This window comes from Microbispora sp. H10949, from assembly GCF_014161435.1.
Lineage (GTDB): Bacteria > Actinomycetota > Actinomycetes > Streptosporangiales > Streptosporangiaceae > Microbispora > Microbispora triticiradicis.
On record NZ_JABBWZ010000001.1, the window covers coordinates 946416 to 954355 of the forward strand.

7 protein-coding genes and 2 rRNA genes are annotated in these 7940 nt (G+C 70.4%); 5 read left to right on the plus strand and 4 right to left on the minus strand.

The features are described from left to right. Positions 1-53 precede the first annotated feature (53 nt). Entirely contained in the window at positions 54-1523 is a 1470-nt protein-coding gene (locus HHX40_RS04140; RefSeq protein WP_182879443.1) for an MFS transporter, read from the minus strand. 83 nt (positions 1524-1606) lie between these two features. Between HHX40_RS04140 and HHX40_RS04145 the strand changes: the two genes are divergently transcribed. The 4 genes from HHX40_RS04145 to HHX40_RS04160 all read left to right on the plus strand — a co-directional run bounded on the left by HHX40_RS04145 (position 1607) and on the right by HHX40_RS04160 (position 6069). Further along, positions 1607-2326, plus strand: a complete 720-nt coding sequence (locus HHX40_RS04145) for a TetR/AcrR family transcriptional regulator C-terminal domain-containing protein (RefSeq protein ID WP_310737939.1) — start codon at positions 1607-1609, stop codon at positions 2324-2326. Positions 2327-2393: 67 nt separating this feature from the next. Continuing rightward, positions 2394-4049 (plus strand): PucR family transcriptional regulator, encoded by a 1656-nt coding sequence (locus HHX40_RS04150; RefSeq protein ID WP_182879445.1) that lies wholly within the window; start codon positions 2394-2396, stop codon positions 4047-4049. A gap of 159 nt (positions 4050-4208) precedes the next feature. Beyond that, positions 4209-4424 carry a hypothetical protein gene (locus HHX40_RS04155; protein WP_182874894.1) on the plus strand — a complete coding sequence of 72 codons (216 nt, stop codon included), beginning with the start codon at positions 4209-4211 and terminating at the stop codon, positions 4422-4424. 175 nt (positions 4425-4599) lie between these two features. Beyond that, on the plus strand, positions 4600-6069 hold the full coding sequence (locus tag HHX40_RS04160) for a phosphodiester glycosidase family protein (RefSeq protein WP_182879446.1): 1470 nt from the start codon (positions 4600-4602) through the stop codon (positions 6067-6069). Between the two features lie 15 nt (positions 6070-6084). On the opposite strand, the gene HHX40_RS04165 is transcribed toward HHX40_RS04160, so the two are convergent. After that, positions 6085-6945 (minus strand): phenylalanine 4-monooxygenase, encoded by an 861-nt coding sequence (locus HHX40_RS04165; RefSeq protein ID WP_310737940.1) that lies wholly within the window; start codon positions 6943-6945, stop codon positions 6085-6087. A gap of 161 nt (positions 6946-7106) precedes the next feature. Between HHX40_RS04165 and HHX40_RS04170 the strand changes: the two genes are divergently transcribed. Further along, positions 7107-7580, plus strand: a complete 474-nt coding sequence (locus tag HHX40_RS04170; RefSeq protein ID WP_111699293.1) for an Lrp/AsnC family transcriptional regulator — start codon at positions 7107-7109, stop codon at positions 7578-7580. A gap of 64 nt (positions 7581-7644) precedes the next feature. Here the strand turns inward: HHX40_RS04170 and rrf are convergent. After that, positions 7645-7761: ribosomal RNA gene (gene rrf, locus HHX40_RS04175) — 5S ribosomal RNA — on the minus strand. 87 nt (positions 7762-7848) lie between these two features. Then, positions 7849-7940, minus strand: a 23S ribosomal RNA gene (locus HHX40_RS04180); the annotation flags it as partial.

Below are 7940 nucleotides of genomic sequence, written 5' to 3' on the forward strand. Positions count from 1 at the left end.
GGCTGACGGACGGAGGCTCACCCGTCAGCCTGTCGGGACAATCCGAAATCCGCTTACACAGTGCCTGCCGTCGCCGATTCCACGCCGGCGGCGGGAGCGGCGGCCTTCCGGCGCAGGACCAGCAGCGCGACCAGGGCCGCCGCGAGCGAGCAGCCCGCCCCGACCCACGATCCCGCGGACATCGCCGACACGAACGCCGCACGTCCGGCGGCGGCCACCGACGGATCGCCCAGGGTCACCGCGGCGCCGATCGACTCGCGCGCCGCCGCCGGAGCCGATGCCGGCATGGCCGAGGTGTAGGCCGCGGCGAGCACGCTGCCGAGCACCGCCACACTCAGCGCCATGCCGACCTGCTGCACCGTGTCGTTGAGCGCCGAGCCCACCCCGGCGTGGTCGGGGGGCACCGCGCCCATCAGCGTGGCGTACGCCGCCGGGCCGGCCAGTCCTCCGCCGACCCCCATGACCAGCAGACCGGCGATCATCGTGCCGTACCCGTCGGTGAGCGTGGACAGCAGCGCGAACCCGGCGGCCATCACGACAAGGCCCGCGACGATCAGCGTCCGGTTGCTCACCTTCTTGCCGAGCGCCGCGCCCAGGCCGTTGAAGAGCGCCGCGGCCACGACGTACGGCAGCAGCGCGAACCCGGCGGTCAGCGGGTCGTAGCCGAGGACGAACTGCAGATACTGCGTGAGGGCCAGCATCAGCGCCCCCGCCCCGAACGACAGCAGCACGACGGAGAAGCACGCGCCGCTGAACGAGCGGTCGCGGAACAGGCCGAGCGGCAGCATCGGGTGCGGGTTGCGGCGCTCCCACAGCACGAACGCCGCCAGGGCGAGCGCCGAGACCACGACGACCACCGGGTTGAGTCGGCCTCCCGGCGCCGAGATGACGGCCCAGACCAGGCCGCCCATCCCCGCGACGGACAGGATCACGCCGAGCGGGTCCGCCCGCCGCGCGACGCCGTACGTCTCGGGCATGAGCGTGACGGCGGCGACGATCGCCAGGATCGCGATCGGCACGTTGAGCAGGAAGACCGATCCCCAGTAGTAGTGCCGGAGCAGGAACCCGCCGAGCGTGGGACCGGCGACGACGCCCACCATGGCGACCGAACTCCACACCGCGATGGCCTTGCGCCGCTCGCTCTCGTCGAAGACGGTGATCAGGATCGACAGGGTGGACGGCATGACGCAGGAGCCGCCGACGCCCATGAGGGCGCGGGCCCCGACGAGCTGCCAGGGCTCGGTGGCCAGGGTGGCGGCCAGCGAGGCTCCGCCGAAGAACGCCAGGCCGATCACGAGCATCCGCCGCCTGCCGTACCGGTCGGACAGGCTGCCCGCGGTGAGCAGCAGCCCGGCGAAGACCAGGACGTACGCGTCGATGATCCACTGCACGTCCTGCGGGGATGCGCCGAGATCGCGCATGAGCGACGGGATCGCGAGGTTGAGCACGGTGTTGTCCACGACCAGAGTCAGCAGGCTCAGGCACAGGACCCCGAGGATCCACCATCGGCGGGGATGGGACATGCATGTCTCCTCGTACAGTGTGCGAGTTGTTTCGCACACTGTACGACGGCGTCGAACACTGTGCGAGCGAATATCGTGGGGCCGTGCCACCGAAGCCGTTCTCCTCCGTCTGGACCCGCGAGCGCAGGGGAACGCGCGAGCAGGGCCTCAGCCGCGACCAGATCGTCCGCGCGGCCGTGGAACTGCTCGACGCCGAGGGCCTCGACGCGCTCAGCATGCGCAAACTGGGGGCCCGCCTGGGCGCGGGGGCGACCAGCCTCTACTGGCACGTGGCGAACAAGGACGAACTGATCGAGCTGGTCATGGACGAGGTCTACGCCGCCGTGGTGCTGCCGGAGGACGCGGACTGGCGGGAGACCACGAGAGTCTTCGCGTACGGCATGCGGGGGGCGGTCTTCGCCCACCCCTGGAGCGCCGGCCTGATCGGGGTGGTCCCCGCGCTCGGGCCGAACGCGCTCACCGCCGCCGACCGGCTGATGGGCGCGTTCGTCCGCGCGGGCTTCCAGGGCGTCGACGTGGACTACGCCTGCACGGCCGTCGTGTCGTACACGCTCGGCGCCACGATTCCCGAGGTCGCCTTCCTCGGCACGCTGGAGAACTCCGGTCAGAGCGTCGCGAACCTGCAGGCCGCGGTCGAGCCGGTCCTGATGAAGGCCGTGGCCGACCGGCCCAACCTGCTGGAGCGCTTCAGCGCCTACAGCGACATCGACTACGACCCCCTCGTCGCCCGCCGGCTCGCCTTCGAGTTCGGGCTGACCGCTCTGCTCGACGGGCTGGACAGGCACAGGACGGGCGGCTCCTGACACCGGGCCCGCATACTGTCACGTTCGGGCGGGTCATCCTTACATAATGATCAGGTAGCCTCGGACCATGCTCCCCACGGTCGCCGACGTGCTCGCCCTGGACACGGTGCGGCGCGGCAAACCCCGGGTGGTGGCGGGCGGCGACCGGCTCGACACCCGGGTCCGCTGGGTGCACGTCGGCGAGGTCCACGACATCGCGCATCTGCTGCGCGGCGGCGAACTCGTCCTCACGACCGGGGTGGCGCTGCCGGAAGAACCCGGCAGTCTGGCCGACTACGTCGGCGAACTGGCCGAGGTGGGCGCCTCCGGCCTGATCGTGGAACTCGGCCGCCGGTTCGTCCGCGAACTGCCGGGGGCGGTGGTCAGGGCCGCGGAGGAGCACGGGCTGCCGCTCGTCACGCTGGCCCGCGAGACGCCCTTCGTACAGATCACCGAGTCGGTCCACGCGCGGATCATCGACGACCAGCTCCAGGAGCTACGGGCCTCGGAGCAGCTGCACGAGGTCTTCACCGAGCTGTCGGTCGAGGGCGCCTCCCCGGGGAAGGTGCTGAACCAGGTCGTCCGGTTCTCCGGCCGCCCGGCGTTACTGGAGAACCTCGCCCACCAGGTGCTGGCCTGCGACGCCGCCGGAGGCGACACCGGCACCGTGCTGGCCAACTGGGAGGCCAGGTCGCGCGCGGTCATGCCGTCCGAGCGGACCGCCTACGACGCCGCCGCCGGATGGCTGGTGACGATGGTCGGGGCCCGGGGCCAGGACTGGGGACGGCTCATCCTGCTGTGCGACGGCCCGCCCGGCCCCCGCGACATCGTGCTGGCCGAACGTGCCGCGACCACCCTCGCGCTCAGCCGCCTGCTGGAGCGGCACCAGGAGTCCCTGGAGCGGCAGGCGCACGGCACGATACTCACCGGCATCCTCACCCACGCCTACGCCGACCCCGACGAGGCCGCCGCGCGGGCCCGCGCCGTCGGCGTCCCGCTCACCGGCCGCCGGCTGGTGAGCGCCGTCATCCGCCTGGCCTCCCCGGCCGGCCCGGCCCCGGTCAGCGCGGTGCCTGTCGGCACGGTCCCGGCCGGCACCGCGCTGGGTGAGCAGGCGAGGCTCGGCGAGCTGGCCGAGGCCGGCGCCGCCGCCTGCCGCGAGGCCAGGCTGCCCGCCCTGGTGGGGGCGCTCGACCAGAGCAGCGTGGGGGTGCTGCTGCCGCTGCCGCCCCGTACGGCCGCCGAGACGGCGCTCGGCGCGCTGGCCGAGCGCCTGCGGGCCGGGTTCGTCACCCCGTTCGTGCTCGCGGCCGGCTCCGTCGTGGAATCGATCAAGGACGTACGGCGCAGCTTCCTGGAGGCCGAGCAGGTCGCCGAGGTCGCGGTGCGCCAGCCCGACGGGCGGCCGTTCTACCGCCTGCCCGATCTGCGGCTGCGCGGGCTGCTGCACCTGCTGCGGGACGACGCGCGGCTCCAGACCTTCGCCGAACGCGAACTCGGCGCCCTGCTCGCCCACGACGCGCAGCGGCACGGCGACCTGACCAGGATCCTGCGCGTCTACCTCGACTCGGGCCGCAACAAGGCGGTGGCCGCGCAGCGGGCCCACCTGTCCCGCCCCGCCTTCTACGACCGGCTGCGGCGGCTGGAGCGCGTCCTCGACACCGACCTCGACGACGTCGAGTCGTGCCTGTCGCTGCACGTCGCGCTGCTGGCCCTGGAGACCTTCCGCCGCGAAGGCGGCTGAGCGCGATCCGGCCGCACCGGCCCGCGGTGGACAACTGCCCGTGGAGATGCCACAACCGAAGCGTAGGTATGTCGTCCCGCGTGTAAGACTTCGCATCCGCTACTGTTCGCGCACTCGCGATCACGCAGCGAATCGTGCTTATCTCGAAGCGTGCCCACGATGAACGAACCCCGAATCAGCCCGGCCGTGGTGGTACGGGCCCTGTCCGCGCGTTTCCCCGGCTGGACCATCTGGTGGGGCCAGGCCACCACGCACTACTGGGGCATGTTCCGGCGGCCCGACGGGCTGCTCGTCCACATCGAGGCCCGCTCCGCGCAGGAGTTCGTCCAGCGGGCCCGGGAGATGGACACCCGCGCCTCCCGAGGTCCCGCGTGACGCAGGCGGACACCTTCGTGGCATTTCGGGCCTAATGTTCCTTTAGCCCGATTCTTTCGGAGAGTTCCGGCGGCTTCACGTCGCAATTTGATGCCCTTTGGCGCGTTCGCCTCCACATCGGGCGTCAGCCTCGCCACGATGGTCCCGTAAGGATCACCAATGGGGAGTAAACCGCATGAGACGCCGCCTGATCGCCGGGGCCGCAGTACTGGCCCTGACGACGACCATCCCTCCGGCCCCGGCAGCCGCCGAACCCGTCGCCGGTCTGCCGACGACGAGCTTCCCCCTCGGCGCGCCCGGGATACCGAAGTCGGCGGCGAAGAGCCTCGGGCCCGGCATCAGCTACTTCACGCTCCGGCACGGCAGCACGAAGGACGGGTACACGGTCAGCGTCGTCGTGGCGGGCAAGGACTTCATGTCCGAGTCCAACGCGCAGGCCCAGGCCGAGGCCGTGCAGGCGGCCGGCTTCACCCCCACCGTGGTGAAGTTCACCCGGCCCGCGGTGGCCGACTTCCCCGCCGGCGACTACTACATGGTCCGCGTCGGCGGCTGGCCGCTCAGCCAGAAGGCCGAGGCCGCCAAGGTCGTCAAGCAGCTCAAGGACGCCGGCGTGAACACGAAGGTGGACTTCCAGGGCGACGACGGCTTCGTCACGACCGGCCCCTGGAGCGTGCGGGTCATCATGGTCGATCCCCGCACCTTCCGCGGCTCCTACCGGTCCTCGGTGGGCACGAGCGTCGCGAAACGGGAGAAGGTCTCGGCGATGGCCACTGCCGCCAAGGCTGTGGCGGCGGTGAACGGCGGATTCTTCGACATCCACACGCTCCCCGCCTTCCGGGGCGACCCCACCGGCATCTCGGTCGTGGGCGGCAAACTGCTCAGCGAGGCGGTCCCCGGCCGCGTCGGCCTGGTCCTGAAGGGCCGTACGGCCCGGGTCACCGAGTTGTCCTCCTCCGTGGTCGCCCGCGCGGCCGACGGGGCGACCGTCCAGGTGACCGGCCTCAACCGGGTTCCGCAGCCGGACGAGGTCGTCCTCTACACCGAGGAACTCGGGCGGGAGACCCCGAAGGACGACGGGATCGAGGCGGTCCTCGACGCGACGGGCAAGGTGCTGGCCATCCGCGACGCCGGCGGCAAGGTCACCCGTGGCATGCGGGTCCTGCACGGCGTCGGAGCGGGCGCCGACTGGCTCTCGGAGCACGTGACCGAGGAGACGACGATCAAGGTCTCGACCCGGGTCACCGACCTGCGGACGAAGAAGGCCGTCCCGCTGACGCCGGAGACGAACATCATCGGCGGCGCGGTGGGCCTGGTCCGCGGGGGCAGGACGACGATCACCCCCGGCCGGGACGGCATGGCCAACACCAACATGATCCTGCGCCGTCACCCCCGGACGCTCGCCGGCGTGACCCGCAACGGCAAGCTCGTCATCGCGGTCGTGGACGGCCGCGATCCCGGCGGCACGATCGGCGCGTCGTTCTTCGAGGCGGCCGAGCTCATGCGCTGGCTCGGGGCGCGCGACGCGATCAACCTGGACGGCGGCGGGTCGAGCGCCATGGTCATAGGCAAGAAGGTCGTCAACCACCCGTCCGACGGCGTGGAGCGGGGAGTCGGCGACGCCCTGCTGATCGTCGGCGCGCCCTGAGCGTGGGACGAGCCCTTACGGCCGGTGCCCGGACAGGAGGCGGGTGACGGCGTCGTCGTCGCAGGTGTCCCAGAACGCCCCGACGGTGTCTTCGAGGTGGTCGAATGAGGCCGCCTCGAAGAGCACCTCCTGATACTTGGTGATGTCGTACTTTGTGGTGCCCATCGCGGCGAGGTCGAGCGGCCGGATGTCCATCCCGCGAAACTCCTCGATCTCGCCGTACGAGCTCAGCAGCCCCGCGCCGTACGCCCTGAGCTCGCCGTCCTCCCGCATGACGCCGAACTCCAGCGTGAACCAGAACACCTTGGAGACGAACTCCAGCGCCTCGGTGGTCTCCATCCGCCGCGCCGCCCGCCCGGCGGCCCGGTACAGCTCCGCGAACCGGGGCGAGGCGAGGGTGTTGCCGTGGCCGATCACCTCGTGGATGACGTCCGGTTCCGGCGTGTAGAAGGGCACCGAGTGGTGCCGGATGTACTGCGTGGAGTGGAACAGGCCGTCGGCCAGCACTCCGTAGAACTCACGGAGCGGCACCAGCCCGGCGGCGGGCAGGTAGCGGAATCCGGTGAGCGGATGCAGGAGGTCGCTGACCTCCTGAAGCTGCGGGATGCGGTGCTCGGGCAGCCCGAGCCGCTCCGCCGCGCGGAGGAACTCGCGCACCGCGTACTTGTGGTGCTTGACCGCCAGTTCCTTGGTGACGAGCGCCCATACGTGGTGCTCCTCGTCGGTGTACTCGGCGACGGGAATCGGGTCGCCGGGAGTGTGGCCGAGCGCCAGCGCCGCGATCGCGTTGCGCCGCTCCCGGTAGACCTGGTCCGCGAACCCCGGGTGGCTGGTGGCCAGCTCGACGACGACGGAACCGTCATCCTTCGTCGCCACCGGAGCGAAATACTGCGCTTCCTCGAACATACTTCTATATGACAGCAAGTCACCCATGCAGTGGCAAGAGTGACCAGTTGTAGTGGGCGAATCGCCCAAAAATGATCGTTCCCGCACCGCCGCACTGGTCGAATCGCTCACTCCGGGCGTACCCTCGGCGCATGCTCGACGCGCTCGACAGCCGGCTGCTGACCACCATGCGGGCTCATCCCCGCATCGGGCTCACCGAACTGGCCCGCCTGCTCGGGGTGGCCCGGGGCACCGTGCAGGCGCGCGTGGAGAAGCTGACCGCGCGTGGAGTGATCACGGACTTCGGCCCCGCCATCGCGACCGAGGAGATCGGTTATCCCATCCTCGCCTTCGCCTCCCTGCAGATCGCGCAGGGCCGGCTGACGGAGGCGGTGCACACGCTGGCCGAGATCCCGGAGATCCTGGAGGTGTACGGCACGAGCGGGCAGGCCGATCTGCTGTGCCGGGTGGTCGCCCACAGCACACCGCACCTACAGGAGATCATCGCCCGGATCCTGGCCTCCCCGGCCGTCCGGCGGTCGGACACGACGATCGCCCTGTCGACCCAGATCCCCTACCGCGTCGAACCTCTGCTGAAGGCCGCGGTCAGGCCGGACACACCGTGACGGCCGGTATTTGGGCACAAAAAAAGGGGGTCATCCCAAACGGGATGACCCCCCTCAAAAAATTGTCCGGCGGCGTCCTACTCTCCCACACCGTCCCCGGTGCAGTACCATCGGCGCTGGTAGGCTTAACTTCCGGGTTCGGAATGTAACCGGGTGTTTCCCCACCGCTATAACCGCCGTAACCCCATGAAACACACAACCACCCACACCACAACGGGTGTGAAACTGGTTGCTGTCTCTGAGATCACATAGTGAACGCGAGCATAATATGGTCAAGTCCTCGGCCTATTAGTACCGGTCAGCTCCACGCATTACTACGCTTCCACTTCCGGCCTATCAACCCCATCGTCTATAGGGAGC

What these genes read in the sequence shown, in the direction of transcription:
- HHX40_RS04140 (WP_182879443.1), bottom strand. Translation starts at nt 1,523, where the DNA reads ATGTCCCATCCCCGCCGATGGTGGATCCTCGGGGTCCTGTGCCTGAGC.
- HHX40_RS04150 (WP_182879445.1), top strand. Translation starts at nt 2,394, where the DNA reads ATGCTCCCCACGGTCGCCGACGTGCTCGCCCTGGACACGGTGCGGCGC.
- HHX40_RS04155 (WP_182874894.1), top strand. Translation starts at nt 4,209, where the DNA reads ATGAACGAACCCCGAATCAGCCCGGCCGTGGTGGTACGGGCCCTGTCC.
- HHX40_RS04160 (WP_182879446.1), top strand. Translation starts at nt 4,600, where the DNA reads ATGAGACGCCGCCTGATCGCCGGGGCCGCAGTACTGGCCCTGACGACG.
- HHX40_RS04170 (WP_111699293.1), top strand. Translation starts at nt 7,107, where the DNA reads ATGCTCGACGCGCTCGACAGCCGGCTGCTGACCACCATGCGGGCTCAT.